General features: G+C 67.7%; 21 protein-coding genes. 7 read left to right on the top strand and 14 right to left on the bottom strand.

Going from position 1 to position 25,478, the window contains the following annotated elements; all coding sequences use genetic code 11:
* The first annotated feature begins 82 nt into the window (after positions 1-82).
* Positions 83-1,720, top strand: a complete 1,638-nt coding sequence (locus V7702_RS02640) for an EAL domain-containing protein (protein ID WP_335648593.1) — start codon at positions 83-85, stop codon at positions 1,718-1,720.
* A 16-nt stretch (positions 1,721-1,736) separates the two neighbouring features.
* On the opposite strand, the gene V7702_RS02635 is transcribed toward V7702_RS02640, so the two are convergent.
* Both V7702_RS02635 and V7702_RS02630 read right to left on the bottom strand, forming a co-directional pair.
* Entirely contained in the window at positions 1,737-3,560 is a 1,824-nt protein-coding gene (locus tag V7702_RS02635; protein ID WP_335648592.1) for a DUF885 domain-containing protein, read from the bottom strand.
* 102 nt (positions 3,561-3,662) lie between these two features.
* Positions 3,663-5,153, bottom strand: a complete 1,491-nt coding sequence (locus V7702_RS02630; RefSeq protein WP_335648591.1) for an alanine/glycine:cation symporter family protein — start codon at positions 5,151-5,153, stop codon at positions 3,663-3,665.
* A 190-nt stretch (positions 5,154-5,343) separates the two neighbouring features.
* Between V7702_RS02630 and V7702_RS02625 the strand changes: the two genes are divergently transcribed.
* The 3 genes from V7702_RS02625 to V7702_RS02615 all read left to right on the top strand — a co-directional run bounded on the left by V7702_RS02625 (position 5,344) and on the right by V7702_RS02615 (position 8,193).
* Entirely contained in the window at positions 5,344-6,639 is a 1,296-nt protein-coding gene (locus tag V7702_RS02625) for a M20/M25/M40 family metallo-hydrolase (protein WP_335648590.1), read from the top strand.
* Between the two features lie 101 nt (positions 6,640-6,740).
* Positions 6,741-7,415: a PAQR family membrane homeostasis protein TrhA gene (gene trhA / locus V7702_RS02620; protein ID WP_335648589.1), complete on the top strand. Its 675-nt coding sequence runs from the start codon at positions 6,741-6,743 to the stop codon at positions 7,413-7,415.
* A 139-nt stretch (positions 7,416-7,554) separates the two neighbouring features.
* The gene (locus tag V7702_RS02615; protein WP_335648588.1) at positions 7,555-8,193 is read left to right on the top strand and encodes an exopolysaccharide biosynthesis protein; all 639 of its coding nucleotides are present in this window, start codon (positions 7,555-7,557) and stop codon (positions 8,191-8,193) included.
* Positions 8,194-8,214: 21 nt separating this feature from the next.
* On the opposite strand, the gene V7702_RS02610 is transcribed toward V7702_RS02615, so the two are convergent.
* Positions 8,215-8,700: a DUF421 domain-containing protein gene (locus V7702_RS02610; protein WP_335648587.1), complete on the bottom strand. Its 486-nt coding sequence runs from the start codon at positions 8,698-8,700 to the stop codon at positions 8,215-8,217.
* Positions 8,701-8,780: 80 nt separating this feature from the next.
* A complete protein-coding gene (cckA, locus tag V7702_RS02605) occupies positions 8,781-10,853 on the bottom strand; it encodes a cell cycle histidine kinase CckA (protein WP_335648586.1) in 2,073 nt (690 codons plus the stop codon).
* Positions 10,854-11,096: 243 nt separating this feature from the next.
* On the opposite strand from cckA, the gene yghU reads away from it, so the two are divergent.
* Entirely contained in the window at positions 11,097-11,972 is an 876-nt protein-coding gene (yghU, locus tag V7702_RS02600) for a glutathione-dependent disulfide-bond oxidoreductase (RefSeq protein WP_335648584.1), read from the top strand.
* A gap of 5 nt (positions 11,973-11,977) precedes the next feature.
* On the opposite strand, the gene V7702_RS02595 is transcribed toward yghU, so the two are convergent.
* From V7702_RS02595 to V7702_RS02575, 5 genes are all read right to left on the bottom strand, one after another.
* The gene (locus V7702_RS02595; protein ID WP_335648583.1) at positions 11,978-12,436 is read right to left on the bottom strand and encodes a DUF4126 family protein; all 459 of its coding nucleotides are present in this window, start codon (positions 12,434-12,436) and stop codon (positions 11,978-11,980) included.
* Positions 12,437-12,525: 89 nt separating this feature from the next.
* Positions 12,526-13,617, bottom strand: a complete 1,092-nt coding sequence (gene flhB, locus V7702_RS02590) for a flagellar biosynthesis protein FlhB (protein WP_335648582.1) — start codon at positions 13,615-13,617, stop codon at positions 12,526-12,528.
* A gap of 18 nt (positions 13,618-13,635) precedes the next feature.
* Complete coding sequence (fliR, locus tag V7702_RS02585; protein ID WP_335648581.1) at positions 13,636-14,391, bottom strand: flagellar biosynthetic protein FliR; 756 nt, start codon at positions 14,389-14,391, stop codon at positions 13,636-13,638.
* 6 nt (positions 14,392-14,397) lie between these two features.
* Complete coding sequence (gene fliQ, locus V7702_RS02580; protein ID WP_300574139.1) at positions 14,398-14,661, bottom strand: flagellar biosynthesis protein FliQ; 264 nt, start codon at positions 14,659-14,661, stop codon at positions 14,398-14,400.
* Between the two features lie 108 nt (positions 14,662-14,769).
* Positions 14,770-17,547, bottom strand: coding sequence for a PAS domain S-box protein (locus V7702_RS02575; RefSeq protein WP_335648580.1), 2,778 nt, complete (start codon positions 17,545-17,547; stop codon positions 14,770-14,772).
* A 273-nt stretch (positions 17,548-17,820) separates the two neighbouring features.
* Between V7702_RS02575 and V7702_RS02570 the strand changes: the two genes are divergently transcribed.
* Both V7702_RS02570 and V7702_RS02565 read left to right on the top strand, forming a co-directional pair.
* The gene (locus V7702_RS02570) at positions 17,821-19,779 is read left to right on the top strand and encodes a S8 family peptidase (RefSeq protein WP_335648579.1); all 1,959 of its coding nucleotides are present in this window, start codon (positions 17,821-17,823) and stop codon (positions 19,777-19,779) included.
* A 77-nt stretch (positions 19,780-19,856) separates the two neighbouring features.
* Positions 19,857-20,420 carry a hypothetical protein gene (locus V7702_RS02565; protein WP_335648578.1) on the top strand — a complete coding sequence of 188 codons (564 nt, stop codon included), beginning with the start codon at positions 19,857-19,859 and terminating at the stop codon, positions 20,418-20,420.
* Between the two features lie 3 nt (positions 20,421-20,423).
* Here V7702_RS02565 and V7702_RS02560 read toward each other — a convergent pair whose 3' ends face one another.
* The 5 genes from V7702_RS02560 to V7702_RS02540 form a co-directional block, all read right to left on the bottom strand.
* Complete coding sequence (locus tag V7702_RS02560) at positions 20,424-20,603, bottom strand: alpha/beta fold hydrolase (RefSeq protein WP_335648577.1); 180 nt, start codon at positions 20,601-20,603, stop codon at positions 20,424-20,426.
* Positions 20,603-21,328, bottom strand: a complete 726-nt coding sequence (locus tag V7702_RS02555; protein WP_335648576.1) for a hypothetical protein — start codon at positions 21,326-21,328, stop codon at positions 20,603-20,605. Before V7702_RS02555 ends, V7702_RS02560 begins: the two co-directional genes overlap by 1 nt.
* Before the next feature lie 111 nt (positions 21,329-21,439).
* A complete protein-coding gene (locus V7702_RS02550; RefSeq protein ID WP_335648575.1) occupies positions 21,440-22,306 on the bottom strand; it encodes an alpha/beta fold hydrolase in 867 nt (288 codons plus the stop codon).
* Between the two features lie 75 nt (positions 22,307-22,381).
* Entirely contained in the window at positions 22,382-23,116 is a 735-nt protein-coding gene (locus V7702_RS02545) for an SDR family NAD(P)-dependent oxidoreductase (RefSeq protein WP_335648574.1), read from the bottom strand.
* Between the two features lie 30 nt (positions 23,117-23,146).
* The gene (locus V7702_RS02540) at positions 23,147-25,441 is read right to left on the bottom strand and encodes an FdhF/YdeP family oxidoreductase (RefSeq protein ID WP_335648573.1); all 2,295 of its coding nucleotides are present in this window, start codon (positions 25,439-25,441) and stop codon (positions 23,147-23,149) included.
* Positions 25,442-25,478: the final 37 nt, after the last annotated feature.

Below are 25,478 nucleotides of genomic sequence, written 5' to 3'. Positions count from 1 at the left end.
AAATTGCCGCAAGATGTCGGCGAGCGCCATTACTTGAGATTAAGCCTGCCCGTGCAGCTTTGCAGCTGAGCCGGAGCGCCCCGTGACCCTGAACCCCAAAAGCCTTCTGGGCTTCGCCTTCGCCTCGGCTGACCTCCTCATCGAGGTGACGGCTGAGGGAAAAATCTCCGTCGCCCTGGGCGCCGGCGAGGCCCTCGCCGGGTCAGAGGATCGAAACCTGAGAGGCGCACGCCTGGCGGACTTCGTCGCGGCGGAGGACCGGCAGCTTGTCTCGGTTCTACTCGGCGGCCTGGAGGACGGCCGGCGCGCCGGCCCTGTGGTGGTGCGCCTGCACGGCCAGAGCGGCGACGGCGAGCGCGCCGCCAGCCTCTCGGCCTTTCGCCTGCCCGGCCATGGCGGCGCGGTGTCCTGCGTTCTGTCGCGCGCAAGCGCGCCCCATGCGCGGCGGGCGCCGGGCGCCTATGGATTGCATGATCGCGCCACCTTCGAAAGCGCCGCCACCGCTCTCATGGCCCACGCCCGCGAGCGCGGCCTCGACATCGAGTTGGCGTTGGTCGAGCTGGCCGGCTTCGAGGCCGTGGCGGCCCTGGCCGGCGAGGCGGAAGCCTCGGACATGCGCGGCCGCCTGGCTGCGGTAATACGCGCTGAATCCTATGCCGGAGCTTCAGCCGCCCAGATCGGCGACGACCGCTTCGCCCTGCTGCGCGAAGGCCGTGAAAACGGCGAAGCCCTGGCCAGCCGCATCGCCCGCCTGCTGGCCCTGTCCCCAGACGAGGGCGTCCAGCCGGTCGTCCGCGCCCTGGGCGCCGATCCCGACATGCCTGCCGACCAGATGCTGAAGGCCATCCGATATGCCATGGATGACTTCCTTCGCGACGGGGCGAAGACGTCCCCGCCGGCGACCCTTGCCGAGGCCTTCGAGAGGTCGGTGGCCCAGACCCTGAACCAGGCGGCCACCCTGGGGCGCCGGGTGGAGGCCAAGGATTTCACCCTCTTCTATCAGCCGGTGGTCAGCCTGGATGGCCCTGCCCGCCTTCACCACTATGAGGCGCTGATCCGCTTTGGCGACCAGGGCGCGCCCTTCCCGATGATCCGCATGGCCGAGGAGATGGACTTGGTCTGCGCGCTCGACGCCGCGGTGGTGGACAAGGCTTTGGACAAGCTCGCCCGCACCCCCGGACTGACGCTGGCGGTGAACCTCTCGGGCCGCTCGATCAGCAGGGACGCCTTCGTCAGCCAGATCAAAGGGCGCATCATGAGCTATCCTCAGCTCAAGGGCCGGCTGATGTTCGAACTCACCGAGAGCGCGGCGGTGACCGATCTCGACGCCGCCGACCGGCGACTCCAGACCCTGCGCGGCCTGGGCTGCGAAATCTGCCTCGACGACTTCGGCGCCGGGGCGAGTTCGCTCGCCTACCTTCAGCGGCTGAATGTGGATGTGGTGAAGATCGACGGCGCCTTCATCCGCGAACTGGAGCACGACAGCCGCGGCGCAGCCTTCATCAGCCAGCTCGTGAGGATGTGCGGCGAAATGAAGATCGCCACCCTGGCTGAGATGGTGGAGACGCAACTGGTCGAGGACGTTGTCCGCAAGGCCGGCGTCCACATGGCTCAAGGCTGGCTTTATGGCGCAGCGGCCAGGGAGCATGCTCCCTTCCCTGCCCCCCTGCCAGGCGCCACCCCGGCGCGACGCCGGGGGGCGGTGGACAGCTGGGGCTAGGCGCGCCTCAGACGTCTCAGATCCGACGCGCGGCGATGTGGTTGTCGATCACCGCCTCCAGCACGGTCAGCGGCATGGCCCCCGACAGCAGGCCGGCGTCGTGGAAGGCGCTGAGGTCAAAACGATCGCCCAACTGCGTCCGGGCCTTTTCGCGCAGGCGAAGCCAGGTGAGCTTGCCGACCATGTAGCTGCACGCCTGGCCTGGCCAGACCACATAGCGCTCGATCTCGGTGGTCGAGGACGAGATGGGCGAGCCATCGATGGACGACATGGTCTCGATCGCCTTTTCGCGGCTCCAGCGCTTGGCGTGCATGCCGGTGTCGACCACCAGGCGGGCGGCGCGGAACAGGGCGGCCTGAAGATAGCCCAGCTCGCCCAGCGGGTTGTCCTCATAGACCCCCATCTCCTTGGCGAGTTCCTCGGCATAAAGGGCCCAGCCCTCGCCATAGGCCGACAGGAAGGTGGCGCGCCGGATCATCGGCAGGTCCGCCTCCTGCTGCAGGGCCAGCTGCATGTGATGGCCCGGCACCGCCTCGTGATAGGCCAGCGTCGGCAGCGTCCAGGTAGGGTTCTCGGCCGAGTCCCGCAGGTTGATCCAGAAGATGCCGGGCCGCGAGCCGTCCAGCGTGGGCTGATTGTAGTAACCGCCCGGGGCGCCGGCCTCGATGAAGGTGGGCACGCGCCGGACTTCGACGGGTGCCTGGGGCATGGTCCCGAAGTACTCCGGCAGGCGCTGGTACATCGCCGCCGTCATGGCGTTGAGGGACTCGATCAGCTCCACCTTGCCCGCGTCGGTGTTGGGGAAGTGGTATTTCGGGTCCTTGAACAAGGCCGAGATCCGTTCGCCGACCGCGCCCTGGCTGTAGCCCTCCGCCTTCAGGATCACATCGGCCCGGGCCGAAAGCTGGCGCGCCTGCTCCAACCCCATCTGGTGGACCTCTTCGGCGGTGAGCGAGGTGGTCGTCGAGGCGCGCAGGGCATGTTCGTAATAGGCTTCGCCGTCTGGAAGGCGCCAGACGCCGGCGTCTGGCGCCGCCTTGGGCGCCAGCTCGCCCATCAGGGCGATCTGCTTCTCGAGGGCCGGCAGGACCTTGTCCACATAGATGGCCGAAGCCTGGCCCGCGTAATCTCCGGCGATCCCCTTGGCGGCGGCGCGCTCGGCCACCGACGCAACCAGGGGGGAGTCGCCAGGCTCAGTGCGCAGGCCGTTCATCTGGGTCAGCGTGCGCTGGATGACGAAGTCCGGCGGGATGACGCCGAGACCCACGTCGCGGCGCACCCGCTCCACCTCCTGCTCCATCACCGTGGCGAAGGCCTCAAGGCGGGCGAGATAGGCGTCGGCGTCGGCCTTGGTCTCGATGACGTGCTGTGAGCCCAGGAAGTCGGGCACGCTCTGATAGGCGCCGTTGAGCTGGGAGATCACATAGGGCTGACCCGCGCCCTCGTCCCCGTAGACAAAGCTGCGGTTGGCCGCGTCAGTGGTCTCCAGGCCAAACAGAACGGCGTCATAGTTGACGGCGTCCATGCCGGTCAGTTCGCCCCGGGGGATGGCCTTCAGGCGGGCCAGCTGTTCGGCGGTCTTGGCGCGGTCGGCGGCGAGTTCCGCCGTCGAGGCTGGGCTGAGCTGGCCCTTGGCGGCGGCCCGGGGTCCGGAGTCCAGGCCCAGGCGGGTGACCAGTTCCGGCACATTGTCGAGCGCCTCCTCGTAGAAGGACTCCAGCAGGGCGTCGAGGCGCACATCTGCGGCGGTCTCGGCGAAGGCAGTCGAGGCGCGACCGACGCCGCCGGCCAGGGCCAGGGCGCCGGCGGCGGTGAAGAGCATCTGACGACGGGTCTGCAAGGCGGACTCCTCTCTCGGAACTGTTACCTGTGTTACCGGCCACGCTACGGTGCGTGACCGGTCAGGAAAACCGAAAAGGCGCCATCAGTCCCTTTAAGGTTGTCAGTCGCGGTCCTCGCCCGCCGTCTTGTCTCCGCGGGCCAGTTTGAAGACCACCCCCGACAACAGGGCCAGGGCCACCAGATTGGGCAGGGCCATGCTGGCGTTGGAGATGTCGCCCAGTCGCCAGACGAAGGTGATCTCCTGGAAGGACCCGATGAAGATCATCAGCACCCATACGAAGCGGAAGGGAATCGCCAGCTTCTGGCCGAACAGGTGGGTGGCCGCCCGCTCGCCGTAGTAGCTCCAGGTCAGCAGAGTGGTGAAGACGAACAGGATCAGCGCTACCGAAGCGATCAGCGAGCCGATCGGGAAGCCAAACACCAACAGCGGGAACGCCGCGGCATAGGCCGCCTCAGTCATGGCGAAGCCGTTGAGGTCCGACGACCAGGCGTGCTCCTGCATCACCGTCACACCATCGACGCCGGTCGCCGGGAAGGCGCCCTGCACGGTCAGCAGGACAAGGCCCGTGGCGGTGCAGATGATGATGGTGTCGATGAAGGTGCCCATCATGGCGAAACGGCCCTGGCGGGCGGGATCGTCGGTCTGGGCCACGGCGTGGGCGATGGCGGTTGAGCCCTGGCCGGCCTCGTTGGAGAAGAGTCCTCGGGCGACGCCCGACCGGATGGCGACGATCATGCCGGCCCCCAGGAAACCGCCGACGGCGGCGTGGCCAGTGAAGGCGCTCTGGAAGATGGTGGCGAAGGCGCCGGGCAGGTCCTCGAGGTTCATGACCAGGGCGATGACGGCCATGGTGATATAGGTCAGCGCCATGGCCGGCACGATCTTCTCGGCGATGGCCCCGATGGACTTGATCCCCCCGATGATCACCGCGAACACGGCGCCGGCGACGATCAGGCCGGCCACCCATTCGGGCATGCCCGTCAGGCCATTGATCGAGTCGGCCACGGAGTTGGCCTGGATCATGTTGCCGGTGGTCACCGACGAGAACAGGGTGCCGATACAGAAGAGAACGGCCAGCCAGCCCCACTTCTTGCCCAGGCCACGGCGGATATAGGTCATGGGACCGCCGCGGTAGTGACCATCGGGCCCCTGCTCGCGGAAGCGGATGGCCAGCGATCCTTCGGCGAAGGCCAGGGCCATGCCGATCAACGCCGTGATCCACATCCAGAAGAGCGCGCCTGGGCCGCCAAGCGTGATGGCGGTGGCGACACCGGCCAGATTGCCAGTGCCGACCTGGCCCGACAGAGCGGTAGACAGGGCGGCGAAGGGCGAGATTTCCCCCTTCTTGCCGTCGCCTTCGGCGTCGGCTTCCTTCTCGCTCTTGAAGAGGCCGATGAAGGCCGAGCCCAGATTGAGGATCGGGTAGAACCGCAGGCCGATCATCATCCATAGGCCGACCCCGAACAGGGCGATGACCATGGGTGGGAAGGGAAGCACCGAAACTCCGTTCCAGGTTCCCCCCCAGATGAAATCACTGACGTTTGTCACCTGGTCGTAGAAGGCCTGAACGGCGCTGGTCTCTTCCGGCATGAATGTCCCCCTCGACAGGCGCCCGACGCGCGAAGCCGCGAACCTAGACCCGGCCATGCGGATTTGACCAGAGGCGACGCATCGGCGAGCCTTCGAGAGCGCGGACGGCGAAACACCTGTGCGCAGACGAAGCGATCAGCGCATCATGGCGCCTGACTCACAGCCACAAGCCCCCAGAGAGAGCCTTCGGATGACCCTTCGAGACCGCCTCGCCCCCGTCCTCGCCGGTGCGTCCGCCGCCTGCCTCCTGACCCTGGGCGGCGGCGCATTGGCCCAGGAGACGGCGGTTGACGCCATCGCCGGCAGCGCGGCTTTCGGCACGGCCAAGGCCCATCTGACCAGGGACTTCGACAAGACGGTGGCCGACATCATCACGCTGACCGAGATTCCCGCCCCGCCCTTCCAGGAGGCCGAGCGGGGCAAGGCCTACCTGGCCATGCTGCAGGCCCACGGCCTCACCGAGACCACCACCGACGCAGAGGGCAATGTGATGGGGCTGCGGCGGGGTTCGGGCCCGGCCGGCGGCCCGGTGGTGGTGGTCTCCGCCCACCTCGACACCGTGTTTCCCGCTGACACCGATGTGAAGGTCCGCCGGGAAGGCACGCGGCTGATGGCGCCCGGCGTCGGCGACGACACGCGCTCCCTGGCTGTGCTGCTGGCCTATATCCGCGCCATGGACGCCGCCAAGATCGTCACCGACAAGGACATCCTGTTCGTCGGCACCGTGGGCGAAGAAGGCCCCGGCGATCTGCGCGGGGTGCGCCACCTGTTCACCGAAGGCGCCTACAAGGACCGGGTCAGCGCCTTCTTCTCCTTCGACGGCTCCGACCCGTCGCGGGTGGTGACCGGCGCGGTGGGCTCCAAGCGCTATCGAACCTTCTTCCGCGGCCCGGGCGGGCACTCCTATGGCGCCTTCGGGATCGTCAATCCCATGACCGCCATGGCTCTGGCGACGGCGGGCCTCTACCAGATCGAGGTTCCGCAGACGCCGCGCACCACCTATTCGGCCAGCGTCACCGGCGGCGGCGTCTCGGTGAACTCCATCCCGGCCGAGGTCTATACCGAATACGACATGCGCTCGGAGAGCCCCGCGGAACTGGCGAAGCTGGAGGCTCAATTGCTGGCGATCTTCGACGAGGCGGTCGCGACGGAGAATGCGGCGCGCTCGGTGGCCGAGGGCGAGATCACCGTCGAGCCCCTGGTCATCGGCGACAGGCCCGCCGGCGGGACCGATCCCGACAGTCTGCTGGTCCGCAGCGTGGTGGCCGCCATCGAGATGCAGGGCTTCGAGCCACGGCTGTCGGCGTCGTCCACCGACTCCAACATTCCCATGAGCCTGGGCGTGCCGGCCATCACCATGGGTTCGGGCGGCGCCGGCGGGCGGGCCCATGCCCTGGACGAATGGATCGACGTCGAGCCGGTGGAAAGCATCCGCGGCATGAGCGTCGGTCTACTGGCCATCCTGGCGGTCGCTGGGGTTCAGTGAGGCGCCAGGGCCGCAATGGCGACAAACCCGTTGGCTAAGGCGCCGCGGCGATAGGCCCCGGGCGCGCAGGGGCGTACAAGCGGGGTTGAAGGAAGATTATCGTGACCAGCCAGACGCCCAAGCCGCCGCGCCACTATCCGACCCCGTCGGCCAAGTGCGCCGACCTGTGCGTGCACATCATCGGCCTGACCGCGGCCCTGATCGGCGGCGGCGTCCTGGTCGGCCTCTCGATCTGGCGGGGCTCGCCGGTTCTGACCACGGCGGTGGTCGTCTATTCGGCTGGCCTGCTGCTGATGCTGGGCTGTTCGACGGCCTACAACTTCGCCCCGGCCCGCCACCGGCCGCTGCTGCGCCGCCTGGACCACGCCGGCATCTTCATCATGATCGCCGGCTCCTATACGCCGTTCACCGTCGCCGGCCTCAGCGGGGCCTGGGCCATCGTCATGACGGCGGTGATCTGGGGCGTCGCAGCCCTCGGCGTCGCGGGCAAGCTGTTCCTGAGCGGCCTGGACCGCAAGCTGTGGGTGGTCATCTATCTGGCCCTGGGCTGGGCGGTCGTCGTGGCCCTGGGGCCGCTCATGGCCGCGCTTCCGCGGTCGTCCCTGCTGCTGCTGGCCATCGGCGGGGTCGTCTACAGCGTCGGCGTGATCTTCTACATGATGCGCAAGCTGCCCTTCCGCCGGGCCATCTGGCATGGGCATGTGGTGGGGGGCGCCGGCGTCCACTACGCCGCGGTGCTGGTCGGCCTCGTCTTCGGACAGCACGCCGCCAGCTGAAGCGGGGAGGCCAGGTCCAACGTGGACCCCGGGCCACAAACTACGGCTTTTCGAACATCGCCTCGCGCAGAGGGGTGCAATTTCCCGTCAGGGCGTCCATTTGAACGCCACGCCTCAACCCCAGCCTGCAGGATCGACCGTGGTCGACGCCGTCCACCGCTTTTCCGACATTCTCGCCGGCCTTGCCGCCCGCAAGGAGGCGAAGGTGACTGTGGCCGACGTGCTCGACGCCTTTGGCGACCGGGCGTTCGGCGCCCTGCTGGCGGTGTTCGCAGCCCCCCTGGCCCTGCCCATGCCGCCCGGCGTCTCGGCCATTCTCGGAGCGCCGCTGATCTTCATCGCCTTCCAGCTGATGATCGGGCGGCCGACCCTGTGGCTGCCCAAGGCCCTGATGAACCGGTCCATGCGGCGGGCGGAATTCCAGACCATGGCGGTGCGCCTCGCCCCCCATCTGCAACGCCTGGAGCGGCACCTGCGTCCGCGCTGGCGCTTCCTCTATGGGCCGATCGCCGACCGGCTGATCGGGGCCGTCTGCGTGACGCTGGCGGTGATCGTCTTCCTGCCGATCCCGTTCGGCAACATGCTGCCCTCCTTCGCCATCGCCGCCTTCGGCTTCGGCCTGCTGGAGCGAGACGGGGTGGCGGGCCTGGTTGGCGCGGTCGCCGCGGCGGCCAGCGTCATCATCCTGGCCCTGATCTGGAACGCCCTGCTGCTGGCGGCGGTGACCTTCGTCGGCGCCCTGGGGGACTCCTTCGAGCGGGTGGTCGGGCTGTTCTGAGGCGGCGGCGGCCGCGAGGCGTCAACGTCCGACGATATTGATGTCGCCATTGCGCTCCAGCGCGGCGGACTCGACGTCCTCCAGGTCCTCCAGGCCGGCGGCCCGGATCGCCATCCGCAGATCGCCCTCGCCGATGCCGGCCCGTCGCATGGCGTCTTCGTCAGCGACGCCCCCCTTCACCAGGGCCACCGAGCTTCCCTTGGTCAGGGTGCTGAGCCACGACCACCTCGCCGAGGCGCTGGCCAGGGCCGCGTGGAGGCCGAGCAGAGCTGTCGTTGCGACAATCGTCGGCAGGAACGGCGCGCTGCCGGTCATGGCCCGGCTGAGATTCGAGCCGACCACCACGGCCAGGATGATGTCCAGGGCGCTCCATTTCCCGAAGGCCCGGGTCGCGGCGAAGCGGACCATGAGCATCCCCAGCACGAAGATCAGGGCCGCCCGCAGCGACATCTGCCACCAGGCGATATCATCGCCCTGGGACCCGATGAGCGCGTGCAAGGTTTCCATCCGCCCCTCCTGCCAAGCTATTGCAGCGTTCGGAACCGTGGGCGCCGGCGACGGTTCCCTCGCGCACGAGCGCGTCGGCCCTATGCCGCCTTTTGCAGTTCCTGCTTCACCCGTTCAGCCAGGGTCTTGATGTCGATCGGCTTGGGCAGGAATGAGATGTTGGTCTCGCCTTCCAGCAGGTTGGAGAACTCCGCCTCGGCATAGCCGGAGATGAACATCACCGGCGCCCCGGCCAGGTAATGGCGGGCCTGCTTAAGCAGGTCTGGACCCTGCATGCCAGGCATGACCACGTCGGAGATCATCAGGTCGATCTCGCCGGCGTGCAGTTCGGCCAGTTCCAAAGCCTCCTCCCCGGAGGCGGCCTCGATCACCTCATAGCCCCGGGCGCGCAGCAGCCGGGCGGCCACGCCGCGCACGGCGTCCTCATCCTCGACGAACAGGATGCGGCCAGCGCCGGACAGGTCGCGGGCGACCGTCTTGGGCTTGACCAGCGGCGTCGGCGCCGCAACGCCGACAGGCGGCGCATAGACCGGCAGGAAGATGCGGAAGGCCGAGCCCTCCCCCGGCTTCGAGGCCACCGCGATCCAGCCGTCGGACTGCTTGACGATGCCATAGACGGTGGCGAGACCCAGCCCCGTGCCCTCGCCCACCGGTTTGGTGGTGAAGAAGGGGTCGAAGATCTTGTCCAGCACCTCGGGCGCGATGCCGGGGCCGTCATCGGACACCTCGATCATCGCCTGGTCGCCCTGGGCGCCGGCATAGCCGAGCGCCGCAGCCTCGGCCTCGGTGACCCGGGCGGTGCGGATGCGAACCGTCGTGCCGCCATGGACGCGCACGGCGTCCCGGGCGTTGACCGCCAGGTTCATGACGGCGGTCTCGAGCTGGCCCCGATCGACCCGCACGTGGGGCAGGTCGCGGCCATACTCGGTGTCGACGGTGACGTCCTCGCTGAGCACCCGGCGCAGCAGCACCTCGAACTCGCTGATCAGTTCGCCCAGCTCCAGGATCTCCCGCTGGACGGTCTGCTTGCGGGAGAAGGCCAGCAGCTTGCGCACCAGGTCGGCGGCGCGGTTCGAGGTCTGGCGGATCTCATTCAATCCCTCATAGGAGGGGTCGCCGACGGGATGGCGGGCCGCCAGACTGTCGAGCTGCATCAGGATGGCGGTGAGCAGGTTGTTGAAGTCGTGGGCCACGCCGCCGGCCAGTTGGCCGATGGCCTGCATCTTCTGGCTCTGGGCCAGCTGCAGCTCCATCTGCTTCTGGTCCGACACGTCCACCAGATAGGCCACCCAGCGGCCGCCGGTGCGCGACAGATAGAGGTGGGCGATCTTGCTGGGGTCCCGCGACAGGCGGACCTCCAGGGCGCCTTCGGCCCCCTGCGCCATGCGCTGGGCGGCGTCCTGGCGCGAGGCGGTCTCGATCAGGTCGCCGAAGGCCTGGCCCCGGGAATAGGGACCGGCCATGCCGGCCAGGGCCGGATTGGCCTCGATGATGACGGCGTTGAAGGGGTCTTCCCCCTCGAGCAGGGCCGCGCCGAAGGGCGAGGCGGCGGCGAAGGCGTCCAGCACCTTGGGCGGCGGGGCCTTGGCGCCGACCGCGGCGGTCAGCACCTCGAGGGCGCCGGCCGGCAGGGCCAGGGGTTCGGGCGCGGACGGGCGCAGGCGGACCAGAAAGCGGCGGGTCCCGACCGGCGAGATGTCGGCGGCGTGATCGGCGCCGGCGGCCCGCAGGGTGGCGTGGGCGGTCTCGCCGCGGCGGGCGGCGCCCAGCGCCGAGAACAGGCTCGACGCCGAAGATCCGCCCTTGGGCAGGCGCGGGCCATCGCCCAGCACGCCGCGCCAGGCGCCGTTGCTGGCATGGATGCGGCCATCGGCGCCGGCCAGGGCGGCGGGTTCGGCCAGGGCCTCCACCAGGCGCTCGGCGCCGGGCTCGACCTCGGCGACGGGCTCCAGGGTCGAGCGCAGGACGAACAGGCCGAGGCACGCCACGCCAGCCAGGCCCACGAGCAGCATCAGGCCGGCCAGGGTGGCGGGCCCGGCGTTGATCGCCGGCGCGGCGGCGAAGGCCACGGCCATCAGGAAAAACACCACCGCCACCGCGGTGAGCGGGTCAAACCGGCGGGCCGGCGCGGGGCTCTGCGGGGTCTCTGCCATGGCGGACCTGCGGCTTGCCTTGGGGCGTGGGACCAGGCGTCCCACCGAATCATCGAGCATCATACTCCACAAGGTCACCTGAGACCCTTACGAGACCTTTCTGTGGCAGGAAGGTTTCTGCGAAGGTTTTCGCGCGTCGGCGGCCATCGTCCTGATCCGGGGGTCGCCAAACCCCACCTTCGCCACCACATTGCTGGCAGGCGCCGCCCAAGGCGCAAGCGACAAACACTCCGGGAGATGACCATGAGCGACACGACCGACTACGTCCCCCCCAAGGTCTGGACCTGGAACAAGGAGAGCGGCGGCCGCTTCGCCAACATCAACCGCCCCATCGCCGGCCCGACCCACGACAAGGACCTGCCGGTCGGCAAGCATCCGATGCAGCTCTACTCCCTGGGCACGCCCAACGGGGTCAAGGTGACCATCATGCTCGAGGAGTTGCTGGCGCTCGGCCATGCCGGCGCGGAGTATGACGCCTGGCTGATCAATATCGGTCAGGGCGACCAGTTCGGGTCGGGCTTCGTCTCGGCCAACCCCAATTCCAAGATCCCGGCCCTGATGGACCGCAGCGGGCCGGAGCCGATCCGGGTGTTCGAGTCCGGCGCCATCCTGATCCATCTGGCGGAAAAGTTCGGCGCCTTCCTGCCCACCGATCCGGCCAAGCGCGCCGAGTGCCTGTCCTGGCTGTTCTGGCAGGTGGGCAGCGCCCCCTATCTGGGCGGCGGACTTGGCCACTTCTACGCCTATGCGCCGATCAAGATCGAATACGCCATCGACCGGTTCGCCATGGAGGTGAAGCGCCAGATGGACGTGCTGGACCGCCGCCTGGGCGAGAGCGAATATCTGGGCGGCGATGAGTACACCATCGCCGACATGGCCGTCTGGCCCTGGTACGGCGGCATGGCCAAGGGTCTGCTCTACGAGGCCGGCGAGTTCCTGCAGGTGCAGGACTACAAGAACGTCATCCGCTGGGCCGACCAGCTGGGCGAGCGGCCCGGCGTCAAGCGCGGGCGGATGGTCAACCGCACCTTCGGCGACCCGGCCACCCAGCTGCGCGAACGCCACGAGGCTAGCGACTTCGACACCCAGACCCAGGACAAGATCGCCCCGAAGGACTGAAGCCTCTAGCGCCGGTCGCCCTTTGCGCCGCTGACCAGGTACTGGGAGGCGGCCAGCACCAGGGCGTCCTCGACGACGCCGGTGCGGGCCTGGCCATAGCGGCGCATGGCCCGCACCCGCAGCCGGAAGGTCCAGTAAGAGGCGGCCACCGCCGCGCCGGCCGCCAGCACGGCGGCCACCTTGCGCTGCTCGCGCGGCGCCAGCGCCGCCCCGGCCAGGGCGCCGGTGACGATGCGCGCGGCGATGCCGGGAATGACGATGCGGTCGGGGGCGAAGGGCAGCTTGTCTCCCATGGCTTCGGCCACGGCGAGCGCCGACAGCCCGGTGGAGACGGCCGGATGGCCCAGCAGCGCCATGGGTCCGCTCTCCTCCAGCTCGCCTCGGGCCACGGCCGTGCTGGCCACGGCCACGGGCGCCATGGAGCGCATGCCGGCCACCAGGCCTATGAGGATGGATCGGATCACGGCGTCATCTCCCTGTGCTATTCAGGGAGCCGAACGGTCAGGCGGGCGGGCGGTTCAGCTGGCCAAGCTTGGAAAGATCATCGCCGGCCCTAGCGCATCGGCCGGGCGCGGGCGGTGGAGGGCGCCTTGGCCCCCAGGATGAAGCCGATGATCTTGGCCACGGCCTCGAAGTGGGCCGGCGGAATGGCTTCGTCGATTTCCACCGCGGCATAGAGGGCGCGCGCCAGCGGCGGATCCTCGATCACCGGCACGCCGGCCTCTTCGGCCGCGGCGCGGATGCGCAGGGCGACCGCGTCCAGACCCTTGGCCACGCATTCCGGCGCGCCGGCGGTCCCGGCCTCGTATTTCAGCGCCACTGCATAGTGGGTCGGGTTCATGACCACCACGGTGGCGGTGGGAACCGCCGCCATCATCCGGCGCCTGGCCTTCTCATGCCGCATCTGCCGCAGCTTGGCCTTGATCAGCGGGTCGCCGTCGGTCTGCTTGTACTCCTCCTTCACCTCCTCGCGGCTCATGCGCATCTTCTTGAGGAAGCGCTGCTTCTGCCAGATCCAGTCGGCGCCTGTGATGGCCAGCATGAGCGCGATGACCGCGAAGATCAGCTTGCGCAGGATTTCGGCGCTGAACGGCAGCATGGCGGCCGGGTCCAGCGCCGACAGGGTGCGAAACTCGTGAAAGTGCGGCTTGAGCACCAGATAGGCGACGCCCGCCACAGCCAGGATCTTGGAGATCGACTTGACGAACTGGGCCAGGCCGTCGGGGCCAAAGATCCGCTGGAAGCCCGACAGGGGCGAGACCTTCTTGAAGTCGGGCTTCAGCTTGTCAGGCGTGAACAGCAGGCCATGCTGCACCAGATTGCCCAGCGCCCCGCCCAGCGCCGCGGTCAGCAGCACAGCCCCCAGCACGGGCGCTGCGGCCATGATGGCCATGCGCGCCACCGTGACTCCGCCCGCCCCCTCCAGGGGGATCTGCTCGGGATGGGCGATGAAGGGGATCAGCGCCGAGATCATGGTCTTGGCCAGCCAGCCGCCGAGGATGGCCAGGACGCCGGCTGAGAAGGTCAGGGCGGCCAGCGGCGCCAGGTCCTGGGTCTTGGCCACGTCCCCCTTTTCGCGGGACTGTTCGAGTTTCCGCGGGGTCGCCTCTTCTGTCTTCGAGGCGGCGTCGTTGTTCTCAGCCACGGGTCACCACACCCCCGCTCACAGGAACAACGCGATCAGTTCGCGGTAGCGCTCCACCCAGACCATGCCGAGCACGCCGAGGCTGAGCGCGAAGATCGACAGCGCGCTCAGCACCAGCAGCGGCGTGGCCACGAAGAAGATCTGGAAGGCCGGCATCACGCGGCCCACCAGGCCCGCGGCCACATTGAAGATCAGCGAGAACACCACCACCGGCGCGGCCAGCTGCAGCCCCAGCGAAAACGACTGCGCCACCGTCTGCACCGCCAGCTGAGCGGCGTCCCCCACCGGCGCCCCGCCCCCGAACGGAAACACCCGATAGGACGAGACGATGGCCGCCAGGAACATGTGGTGCAGGTCGGTGGACATGATCAGCGTCACCCCCATCACCGTCAGGAAGGTCGACAGCGAGGTGGACGGCTGGGCCTGACCGGGATTGGCCGTCTGGGAAAAGGCCAGGGTCGACTGGATGGACACGATCTCGCCGGCGATGCCGAGCGCCGCCAGCATCATCTTCAGCAGCATGCCGATCATCAGGCCGATCAGGATCTCGCGGAAGATCTGGGCGAACATCGCGCCGTTGGAGTCGGGCACGGCGCCCACATTGCCGCCCAGCACCGGAAACAGCATGAGCGCGAACAGGAAGGCGAAGGCCAGCCGGATGCGGGCCGGCACCGAGCCGTCGCCGACGCCGGGCATCAGCATCAGCATGGCGCCCAGGCGTGCGAAGATCAGGCCGGCGGCATAGATCTGAGGGGCCGACGCATAGGCTTCCATGCCGCCCTACATGGCCGCGATGCGGGCGGCGATCTGGTTCATGAAGTTGGCCATCAGCGCCCCCATCAGCGGCAGGAACAGCAGCAGCGAGATGAAGATGGCGACGATCTTGGGGGCGTAGACCAGCGTCGCCTCCTGGATCTGGGTGAGCGCCTGCATCAGGCCGATGGCCACGCCGACCACCAGGCCGACGATCAGCACCGGCGCCGACAGCTGGATGGTCAGCCAGATGGCGTCACGGCCAACATCCAAAACCTCGGCGCCATTCATCGCGCGCCCTTTCGACAAGCGTGGGAACTGCGCGGGAAGATGGGCGAACGTGGTTAACGAAGGGTGGATTTGGGGGCGGGCAAGGCCCCCGTCGCGCCAACCTTGATCCTACGCGCCAGTCGAGCGGCTGTTGCGTGGCGGGTCGACCTCCGCAAGACGCTCAGCCAGCTCGTCCTTGATGAAGGGCTTGGCCAGGCGGACAAGGTCTGGGGCCACGCCTTCGAACTCTGCGTACCCAGACACGAGCAGGACAGGCAGGTGGGGCCTCTCATTGCGGAGCTCCTGGGCCAGATCAGTCCCGTTCATGCCCGGCATGAGGTGGTCAGTAACCAGGAGGTCGAATTTGCGTCCGAGGCGGGCTTGTCGCAAAGCCTCCTCCGCCGAAGACATCTCAATGACCTCGTATCCGAGATCGGCGAGCATCTCGGCCGTCGTGAAACGAACCGCCTCTTCGTCGTCCACCAGCATGACGACGCCGCGCGCGCCAGACGGGTCCGCGACAGGTCGAGCGGCGGGAACCGGCGGTTCGGCGCCGCTGACCGGGAGCCAGAGCTCGACATTGGTGCCCAGGCCAAGCTTGCTCCTGATCGTCAGGGCGCCGCCCAGTTGCGAGGCCAGGCCGTGGGCCATTGAGAGGCCAAGGCCGGTGCCCTTGCCTACGCCCTTCGTGCTGAAGAATGGCTCGATGGCTCGAGCTTGAGTGGCCGCGTCCATACCAACGCCAGTGTCAGCCACCGACAGCCGGATGTAGTCGCCGCCCGGCAAGCCGCCCGGGCCATCGACGCCGATGGTCTCGGCAGTCGCCGAGAGGCGCAAAACGCCACCGGTCGGCATGGCGTCGCGGGCGTTCACCGACAGGTTGAGCAGCGCCATCTCGATCTGGTTCGGGTCAGCGGTAGCGGTCGGCAGAGCCTCGTCAGCCTCGACGACCACACGAATTTGCGGCCCTGTCGTGCTCGAGATGAGGTCCGCCATCCCTGTAACGAGCTTGGCGATGTCCACGGCGACGGGCTGCAAGGGTTGGCGTCGGGCGAAGGCCAGTAGACGCTGGACCAAGGTTTTTGCGCGATCGGCCGAGTGCAAGGCTCCGGCGATCAGGCGCTGTTCGCGTGGATCGCCCACGCCCCTGGATTGCATCCGGTCCAGTGTGCCGATGATCGGGGTGAGGAGATTGTTGAAATCGTGAGCGACGCCGCCGGTCAGTTGGCCCATCGCCTCCATCTTCTGGGACTGCCGTAACTGCTCCTCAGCGGCCTTCAAGCGGGTTTCCGCCTCCAGCTTCTGCGTCACGTCCCGTCCCATAAGGAAGGCGCCGATCTGTTCGCCATCGGCATCCCGCAGGATCTCGAATTTCATTTCGTAGCCGCGCCGCTGGAGGGCCGGGTCGCCAAACTCCGCGATCTGGGTGAAGGCCTCGCCCCCGAGCGCTCGCGACCACACGGCGAGTGCCTCGGCCAGATCGGCGGGCTTGTCTGCGAGCAGGTCGTGCAGGCTCTGTCCGACCGTCGGGGCTTTACCGTAGAGGTCCTTGTAATCGCGAGCGCAGGCCGAATTAAAGGCAAGCCAGCGGTAGTTCCGATCCAGAATCTGCATCGGATCTTCGGTCCGCTCGACGATGATGGCGAGCAATTCGCGCTGACTGAGCGCTTCCTCGATTCTAGCTTCTAACGTGTCGTTTAGGGCGCGGAGCTGCATCTCGGCGTTTCGGCGGGCGGAGATGTCATTGAAGAGTATGGCGATGCGATTGCGGTCGCGCGATCCAGTGGGGAAGGCATGGACGTCGAACCAACGGCCGAGGTGGTCGGAGCCCTGCTCGAATCGCACCACCTCCCCGGTGCGGGCCACGTGGGCGTAAGTCTCAAACCAGCGTTCCTCTAGCTCCGGAACTGCCTCTCGTAGCCATTTGCCGAAAACGCCGCGATCAAAGCCGGTGTGGGTGTAGAAGGCGGGGTTGGCCTCGACCACTCTGTAGTCGGCGCGTCCGCCAAAGGCGTCCGGATCCACCTCGACCACGCAAAACCCTGCGTCGATCGCCTCGAACAATGCTTGGTAGCGCGCCTCGCTGGCCTGCAGAGCGTCCTCGGCCTTGAGGCGGGCGGTGATGTCGACGGCCGTGCCGGCAACCCTGACGCAGTTGCCCCCCTCGTCGAACAACCCCCGTCCTTTGGCCGCCACCCAGCGCACCCGGCCATCTTCCTTGCCGACGGTGCGATACTCCACGTCGTATAGGGCGCGCTGCATCGGATCGATCGCAGCGGCGAACGCTGCGGCCGTCCGCTCGCGGTCATCGGCATGCAAGCCCTCATAGAAGTCGGTCATCGAGACGGGAGCGTCGGGCGATATGCCGAACATGGCCTTCACGCGGGATGGCCAGATCAACCGGTCGCGCACCACGTCAACGTCCCAGAAACCGACGTCAGCATTCTCGGTGGCGAGACGCAGCCTTTCCTCGCTCTCGGCGAGCGACTGCTCCGCGGCCTTGCGATCCTGAATGTCGATGACCGAACCGACATAGCCCAGGTAGGCCCCGTCGGCGCCGAAGTTCGGACTCGCAAGATCAATCGCCCAGCGAAAAACGCCATCGGCGCCCCGCAATCGATACTCTAATCGGAACGCCGCCTGTCGAGCATTCGCGTCAAGGAAGATGCGCTCAGCTTCCGCCTTGTCGTCAGGATGGGTCGCGTCCAGCCAGCCGTAACCTTCGGCCTGCTCCGGGGTCTGCCCAGTATACTCATGCCAGCGTTTGTTTAGATAAACACAATAGCCGCTCGGATTCGTCACCCATACGATCACAGGGGCGGCGTTGGCCATCTCCCGAAATCCCGCATCAACCATCCGCTGCGCGGTCACCGGGGCCCCTGTCGCTGAGGGGTCGAATTCGGGCAAAGCTCTCTCCTGGATGACCTTGTCGCCAGCGATGCGTCAGATAGGACGGCTGAGCTTGGAACATTCCAGGCAGCGCGGAGACCATCACGTCAGTTCCCCCGAATTGGCCCGCGCGGCGTGGATTCGCTAGTGGGCGTCGCCGGGATCCGCCTCGCGACGCCTGGGCAAGGGAGAGCCCCGCCCCCCGCAATCGCCCAAGCTTCACCGCGCAAAAGAATGTTGCATTTCCCGTCAGGGTGGTAATCAGCCACCATAACGGGGGTATTTGTTCCAATGTTCTTTAAGTCATTCAGTGCGCTGGCGGTGGCCGTCGGCGCGTTTGCGGCCTCGCCTGTCCTGGCGCAGGACTATTCCGAGGCGACGGCCAATGAGGGCCTGGTGCTGATCAACGCCCAGGCGGCCAACGCCCTGGGCTTCACCGGCAAGGGCGTGATCGTCGGCGTGCTGGACAGCGGGCTCGACGCCAGCCACCCCGATCTGGCGCCCAACCTCGCCGACGTCTCCTATGACGCCAATATCCAGGGGCCAGTGGTCCGGGACTATGACATGCACGGCACCCATGTGGCCGGCATCATCGCCGCGGCCCGCAACGGGACCGGCCTGCAGGGCGTCGCCTATGACGCCAAGATCGCCATGCTGGTCCCGCAGACGGGCCCCGACGATGACGAAGCCGCGGCCGACGCCGCCATCGCCAGCGTCTATGCCCGGGCGCTGGACGCCAATGTGCGGATCTTCAACAACTCATGGGGCTTCAACTACTATACCGGCACGCCCGAGGGCCGGGCCAGGCTGGACACCGCCATGCGCGGCCAGATCGAGGTGTTCCGCCGCGCGGTGGCGCTGGACTCGGTGATCGTCTTCGCCACCGGCAACGAGTCGCAGAGCCAGCCGAACACCCAGGCGGGCCTGCCCTACTATTTCGCCGAGTTGCAGGCCAACTGGCTGGCCGTGACCGCGGTTTCGCGCACCGGTGAGCCGGTGGACTACGCCAATCACTGCGGCCTGGCGGCCCAGTGGTGCCTGGCCGCGCCCGGGGGCGCCGGCGGCGATGAAGGCATAGTGTCGACGGTCCCCTTGGCGCAGGGCGGCTACGACTTTTCCAGCGGCACCTCCATGGCCGCGCCGCACGTCACCGGCGCGGTCGCCGTGGCCCGCGAGATGTTCCCTGCCGCCTCGGGCGCCGAGCTGGCGCGCTTCGTCCTGGTCACCTCCACCGACATCGGCGCGGCCGGCGTCGATCCCGTGTACGGCTGGGGCCTGCTGAACATGGGCAATATGGCCGCGGCGCGCTCAGGCCTTGGCCTCGAACTCGCGGCCAATGCGGGCTGGGCCGCCGACGAGGGCCAGGCGGTGCTGATCCAGGGCCTCGACGCCCGGCTGAAGGCTCGCGGGGCCAGCGGCGCCTGGGCCACAGCCCTCGGCGGCCGGAGCCGCCATGACGAAACCGCCACGGCCAACGAAGCCCGGGCCGACACCCTTGGCCTGGCGGCCGGCTATGACCGCACGCTCGGCCAGGACGCCCGGCTGGGCGCGGCGCTGGCCTGGACCACCACCGACCTCGACGAGCCGGGCCTGGCCAACAGCGCCAAGGTGGAGAGCTTCACCCTGGCCGGCTATGGCGCGGCCACCCGCGGCGTGCTGTTCGCCGAGGGATCGGCCGGTGTCCACCGGCGCGACTACAGCTTCACCCGCGGCAGCCTGGCCGGGGCGGCCGGAACGGCGCTCGAGGGGCAAGGGCTGACCGCCACGGCCGAGACCGACGGCTACGGCCTGTTCGCCGACGGCCGCATCGGCCTGCGCCTGCCGGCTGGGCAAGCGGCCATCCGCCCATTCCTCCACGCCCGGGTGTCGCACCAGACGCTGGACGGCTTCAACGAGCGCGGCGGCGACGTCTTCAACCTGGCCGTGGAGGACGTGGAGCTGACCCGCTATCAGGCCGGTCCCGGTGTGGAGCTCCTCCTGGCCGCCCGGCCCATGGGCTCGGCCAGCGTCTCGGGCGACATCTCCGTGCGCTATGACGCGAGCTGGGGCGACAGCGACTATGTGATCGACGCCGCCATGCTGGGGGCGCAGGTCAACGGCAGGCTGGGCGAACTGGACGACCCCGTGACCCTGGCCGGCGGCCTTGCGGCCGACTGGGGCGCGTTGGAGGCCAGCTTGCGCGGCTTCTATGTTCACGCCGAGGACCAGGACGCCCACGGCGCCAGCCTCGGCCTGCGAGTGGCCTTCTAGACGTGACGTCGGCGCCAGAGGGTTGTGACCGCGCCCTCTGGCGCTAGTCTGCACGGGCGACTGCGAAGGGAGCGGTCTTGAGCGACGAATTCAGCTTCCTGTTCGCCTTCTACGGCCTGCTGCTGGGCTTGGCGGTGACCGAGATCGTGGCCGGGTTTTCCCGGGCCTATGACGAGCGGGCCGCCCGGCCGCTGGGCGTGATCGCCCCGCTGTTCGCCATCCTGCTGTTCCTCGACCTGATCACCTTCTGGGTCGGCGCCTGGGAGTGGCGGGCGCTCAATTCCGTCGAGTTCGCCCATGCGGTGGGGGCTGCCGTGGTCGCCCTGCTCTACTATTTCGCCGCCACCCAGGTCTTCCCCAAGGAAGGCGACGTGGACACCCTGACCAGCCACATCCTGCAGCACCGGCGCCCGGTGGTGTTCTGCGTGATCGTCAGCAACATCATCTCGCTGATCCCCACCTTCGCGAGCGCCGTGGAGGCGCGCGCGCCGCTTCTGGACGTGGCCGCCTGGATGGCGGTGAACCTGGTCTACTACGGCGCGCTGATCCTGGCCGCCACGGCGCGCAGCCACCGGGTGATCATCGGAACCCTGGTCCTGCTGATCGCCTATGTCAGCGGCGCGACCCTGTTCCTCGGCTAGGGTCTACTCCGCCAGAAACCCCTCCACCTCGGCCATGAAGGCCTCCAGCTGGTCGTGATGCACCCAGTGGCCGGCGCCTTCGAAGTTCACCAGGCGGGCGTTCTGGAAGTGCTGGATGCGGCCGTCGGCCTCCGGGTCTGAGGCCCAGGATTCCTCGCCGCGCATCAGCTTAATTTGCCCCATCACAAGTTATCTGAGGCTACCCTTGGCTCCGGTTGGGGGGAGACATCCTCCTCCGCACTCACTTCAGGGTCTAGGCTGGTCAACGTAGTATCCCGATCATCCTGGCCGTCCGGATCAACCAGAGACGTGTTTATACGGTGGAGGCCATAGTTGATACCGCAGTCGATATTATAAGCCTGGACCAAGGTGAGAATAGATTCTGGATCCCATTCATCAAAATCGCGCCGCTCAATTCGCGTCATGAGCTCCTTCCGCTGCTGCCTCCTGCCTTCCTTTACAGCTGCATAGAGGAGGGGATATTCACGACCTCCGAAAATATTATCTGTCAGCTTTTGGCGCGAACCTTGGAAGGCCGTCGAGATACCAGATAACAGATTTGCGCTTCGCGCCGGAGTCGTCAGACTTCCAGCCGTACTAAAGGCAAGTCCCGCGATGTCGAGTCCACTTGAGATCGAGTTTCGCTGAATACTTAACCCAACGAGATAGTTCTCACAGAGGATGTCTGATTTCCTAATCAGGATTTCCAGAACCTCGTAGCGGGCCTTGGTAGCGCCGTCGCCGGTTCCTTCGGCCCGCGCCCACGCTGGCCCCGCATCCTCTTTCGTAAGAGGCGGCCCATTCGCCGCCTTGCCCAACTCGTAAGTGTCGGTCCACTTTGACGGTTGAGTTGCGCAGGCGGCCAAGCTCAAACAGGCGACAATCGCTAATACGGACTTCATTTCCACCCCCGCGTCCACCCCACCCGTATAACGCAGGTCAGCGAACAACTCTCGGCAAAAGTGTGGTCCGGGTACAGTTGGTGGTTTTTTTGTAAGCCGGCAGCCTTCGGGGCTTCCCTACTCCGCCAAAAACCCCTCCACCTCGGCCATGAAGGCCTCCAGCTGGTCGTGGTGAACCCAGTGGCCGGCGCCTTCGAAATTGACCAGGCGGGCGTTCTGGAAGTGCTGGATGCGGCCGTCGGCCTCCGGGTCTGAGGCCCAGGATTCCTCGCCGCGCATCAGCAGGACCGGGCAGGTGATCTGGCTCCAGAGGTAATGCTGATCGGCGTGGGACAGGCCGCCCAGGCCCCAGCGGGAATGGTTGTCGAACTTCCAGCTATAGGTCCCGTCCTCGTTCTGCAGGGCGCCATAGATGGTCAGGTGCCGGGCCTGTTCAGGCGACAGGTGCGGGTTTTCCTCGGCCATGCGGGCCACCGCGTCCTCCAGGGTGGCGTAGCGGCGGGGGCTGCGGCCGGAATTCTTGCGCCGGTCCTCGATCCAGTCGCGCAGGCGCTGGTCCACCGTGCGCTTGGCCTGTTCCTCCATCACCGCGGGCGACGGACCCAGGCCCTCGATGGCGACGACCTTCTTCACCTGGTCGGGATAGGCGCCGCAATAGTTCAGCGCGATCCCCGCCCCCATGGAGTGGGAGATGATCGTGACCGGGGCCATGGCCTTCTGGTGCACGATCTGGGCGATGTCATAGATGTAGGAGGCCATGTCATAGCCGCCGCCGATGGACCAGGCGCTGTCCCCGTGGCCGCGCAGATCGGGCGCAATGATGTGGTAGCGGTCGGCCAGGCGCTGGGCCACCCAGTCCCAGTTGCGGCAGTGGTCGCGGCCCCCGTGGACCAGCAGCAGGGGCTCTGCGCCCTCATTGCCCCAGTCCACATAGTGCAGGCGCAGGCGCTGGGAGAAATAGAAGTGGGACGTCGGGCCTTGCATGGCGCGCTCCTGGGGCGGTGTTCTTATGAGCGAGAGGCTTTAGCCCCATCCTATTGGCGCTGGCTAGCACGCGCCCTAGCGCACGAAGCTGGCCCCGTTCACGTCCAGCACCGCCCCGGTCATGGAGGCCGGCGCGTCCAGGGCCAGGTAGGTCGCGATACTCGCCACCTCCTCCGGCTGGGCCACGCGCCCCAGGGGAATGTCGGCCAGCAGCTTGTCCCCACCGCGGCTGGCCAGATAGTCGTCAGCCATCCCGGTCATCACATAGCCGGGACAGATGGCGAAGGCGGCGACGCCCTGACCCGCATAGCCACGGGCGATGGACTTGGTCATGGCCACCATGCCGGCCTTGGACGCCGCATAGTGCCAGTGGGCCGGCGAATCCCCGCGATAGGCCGCCCGGCTGGCCACATTGACGATGCGGCCACGCAGGCCTTTGAGGCCGACCTCGCGGGCGGTCGCGTGCAGCACCATGCGCCGGCAGAGATCGGCCGAGCCCTGCAGGTTGATCTGCATGGTGCGGGCCCAGCTGGCCTGCCACTCGGCGTCCGGCGCATCGACCGGAATGGCCTCGAAGACCCCGGCATTATTGATCAGGACGTCGATGCGACCGTCCAGGGCGTCCAGCGCCGCGCCCCACAATTCGTCACCGGCGCCGGCCTGGCTGAGATCGGCGGCTAGGATGCCGGGGGCGGCGCGCGTGCCCTGGCCGATGACCTTGGCGCCGCGCGCAGCTAGCGACTGGACGATGGCCGCGCCGATGCCGCGGGTGGCGCCGGTGACGAAGATGTGGGGCTGGGACTCAGGCATGGCCAAGCCTAACCGGTTCGCGGCTCCGCCTTAAGCTACGATCCGCACCGGAATGCCCTTCACCGCCGGCGTCAGGGCCTGTTTCGAATGGTGAGCGACCGGCGCCAGCACGTTGCACTCGGGATAGTAGGCGCCCAGACAGCCCGGCGGAATGTCATAGGCCGTGACCCGCAGGCCGCCCTTGCGCCGGTCGATCCCGTCCTCGCTCTCGGTGACCAGGGTCACCACCTGGCCTTCGCTCAGGGACAGCCTCTCCATATCGGCGGTGTTGATCAGCACCACGTCACGGGTCCCCTGGATGCCGCGGAACCGGTCATCATAGCCATAGACCGTGGTGTTGAACTGATCGTTGGACCGCAGGGTCATCAGCCGGAACAGGTCGGCCTGGTCGGCGAAACCCACCGCCGAAAGGCTGGACGGAACGATGAACCGGGCGCGGCCGCCCTCCATGCTGCTGAAGTCCCGCTCCTTGGCCGGATTACCCCGGTGGAAGCCGCCGGGCTGGCGGAAGCGGCCGTTGAAGTCGGCGAACTTGTCCGGATAGGTCCCCTCGATGGCGTCGCGCACCTGGCCGTAGTCGGCGGTCCAGGCGTCCCAGTCCACCTTGGGGTTGGGCGCCAGCAGGGCCTTGGCGATCCCGGCGACGATGGCCGGCTCGGACTTCAGGTCGGGACTGGCCGGCGGATGGGTTCCGTCAGAGGCGTGGACGCAGCTGGTGGAGTCCTCCATCGACACGGTCTGCGGGCCGGTGGCCTGCACGTCCTCCTCGATGCGGCTGAGGCAGGGCAGAAGGTAAGCAGTCCTGCCGTTCACCAGGTGGCTGCGGTTGAGCTTGGTGGCGATCTGGACCGTGAGGTCGAGGCCGGTCCAGGCCGCCTCCACCCGCGGGCTGTCGGGCACGGCGCGCAGGAAGTTGCCGCCCAGGCCGATGAAGGCCCGCACGGTCCCATCCAGCACGCCCTCGCACACCTCCACCGTAGTCATGCCCTTTTCCCGGGGCGGCTCGAAGCCATACTGCTCGGCCAGGCGGTCGAGGGGCGCCAGCTCGGGCTTCTCGGTGATGCCGACGGTGCGCTGCCCCTGGACATTGGAATGGCCGCGCACGGGGCAGAGGCCGGAGCCGGGCCGACCCACATTGCCCCGCAGCATCATCAGGTTGCAGATCATGTTGACGTTCTCGACACCCAGCCGCTGCTGGGTGAGGCCCATGCCGTAGACGCCGATCGCGGCCTGGCTCTCGCCATAGGCCCGAGCCGCGCCGGCCAGGGCGGCGACGGAGAGGCCCGATTCCCGTTCGATATCGGCCCAGTCGGCTTGGCGGCAGAAGTCGGCGAAGGCCCCGAAGCCCTGGGTGTAGTCGGCGATGAAGTCGTGATCGAGCAGCGCCGGATTGCCGGCGGCGCGGGCCATCTCGTCGGCCTCGATCAGCCACTTGCAGAGGCCGGTGATGGCCGCCAGGTCTCCGCCGGTCTTCACCTGGTGATACTGGGCGCTGATCTCGGTGACGTCGGGCGTCAGCATCTGGAAGGGCGACTGCGGATTGCGGAACGCCTCCAGGCCCCGCTCGCGCAAGGGATTGAAGGTGATGATGGTCGCCCCGCGCCGCACCGCCTTCTGCAGGTCGTGCAGCATGCGCGGGCTGTTGGAGCCGACATTCTGGCCGAAGAAGAACAGGAAGTCGGTCTTGTGGAAGTCTTCCAGGGTGACGGTGCCCACCGGCGCCCCGATGCTCTGGGTCAGGCCCACCGAGGTGGATTCGTGGCACATGTTGGAGCTGTCGGGCAGGTTCTGGCTGCCGTACATCCGCGCCATCAGGGCGTACATGTACGACGTCTCCAGGGAGGCTCGGCCCGAGGCGTAGAACACCGCCGAGGTGGGCTCCAGGCGCTTCAGCTCGGCGCCGATGGCGTCGAACGCCTCCTGCCAGTCGCAGGGCACATAGCGGTCGCTGGCCGCGTCGTAGCGCATCGGCGCAGTGAGCCGACCGGCCTGCTCCAGCTCATGATCGGTCCAGTCCCGCAGCTCGGTGACCGTGTGCCGAGCGAAGAAGTCCAGGGTCGCCCGGCGCGGCGTCAGGTCCCAGATGGTCGCCTTGGCGCCGTTCTCGCAGAACTCCGCCGGGTGCGGCTTGGCGGGCTTGGCCCAAGCGCAGCTGACACACATGAAACCGTCGGGTTTGTTCTGCCGCAGGAGTTGGCCGACCGGCAGGTCGCCCTCGCGGCCCACCACCTTGCCCATGCCGATCATCGAGCCCCAGCCCCCGGCCGGACCTTCATAGGGACCAATCTTCACCTGGCCGAAGGTGCGGGGTTTGGAACGGGTCATGGGGTCTCCGCGTACAGCAAGGGTCACAGCGAGGGTC

This window comes from Phenylobacterium sp. (assembly GCF_036963605.1).
GTDB lineage: Bacteria > Pseudomonadota > Alphaproteobacteria > Caulobacterales > Caulobacteraceae > Phenylobacterium.
Note: the sequence above shows the minus strand (reverse complement) of the source record. Positions and strands in the feature narration are given on the sequence as shown.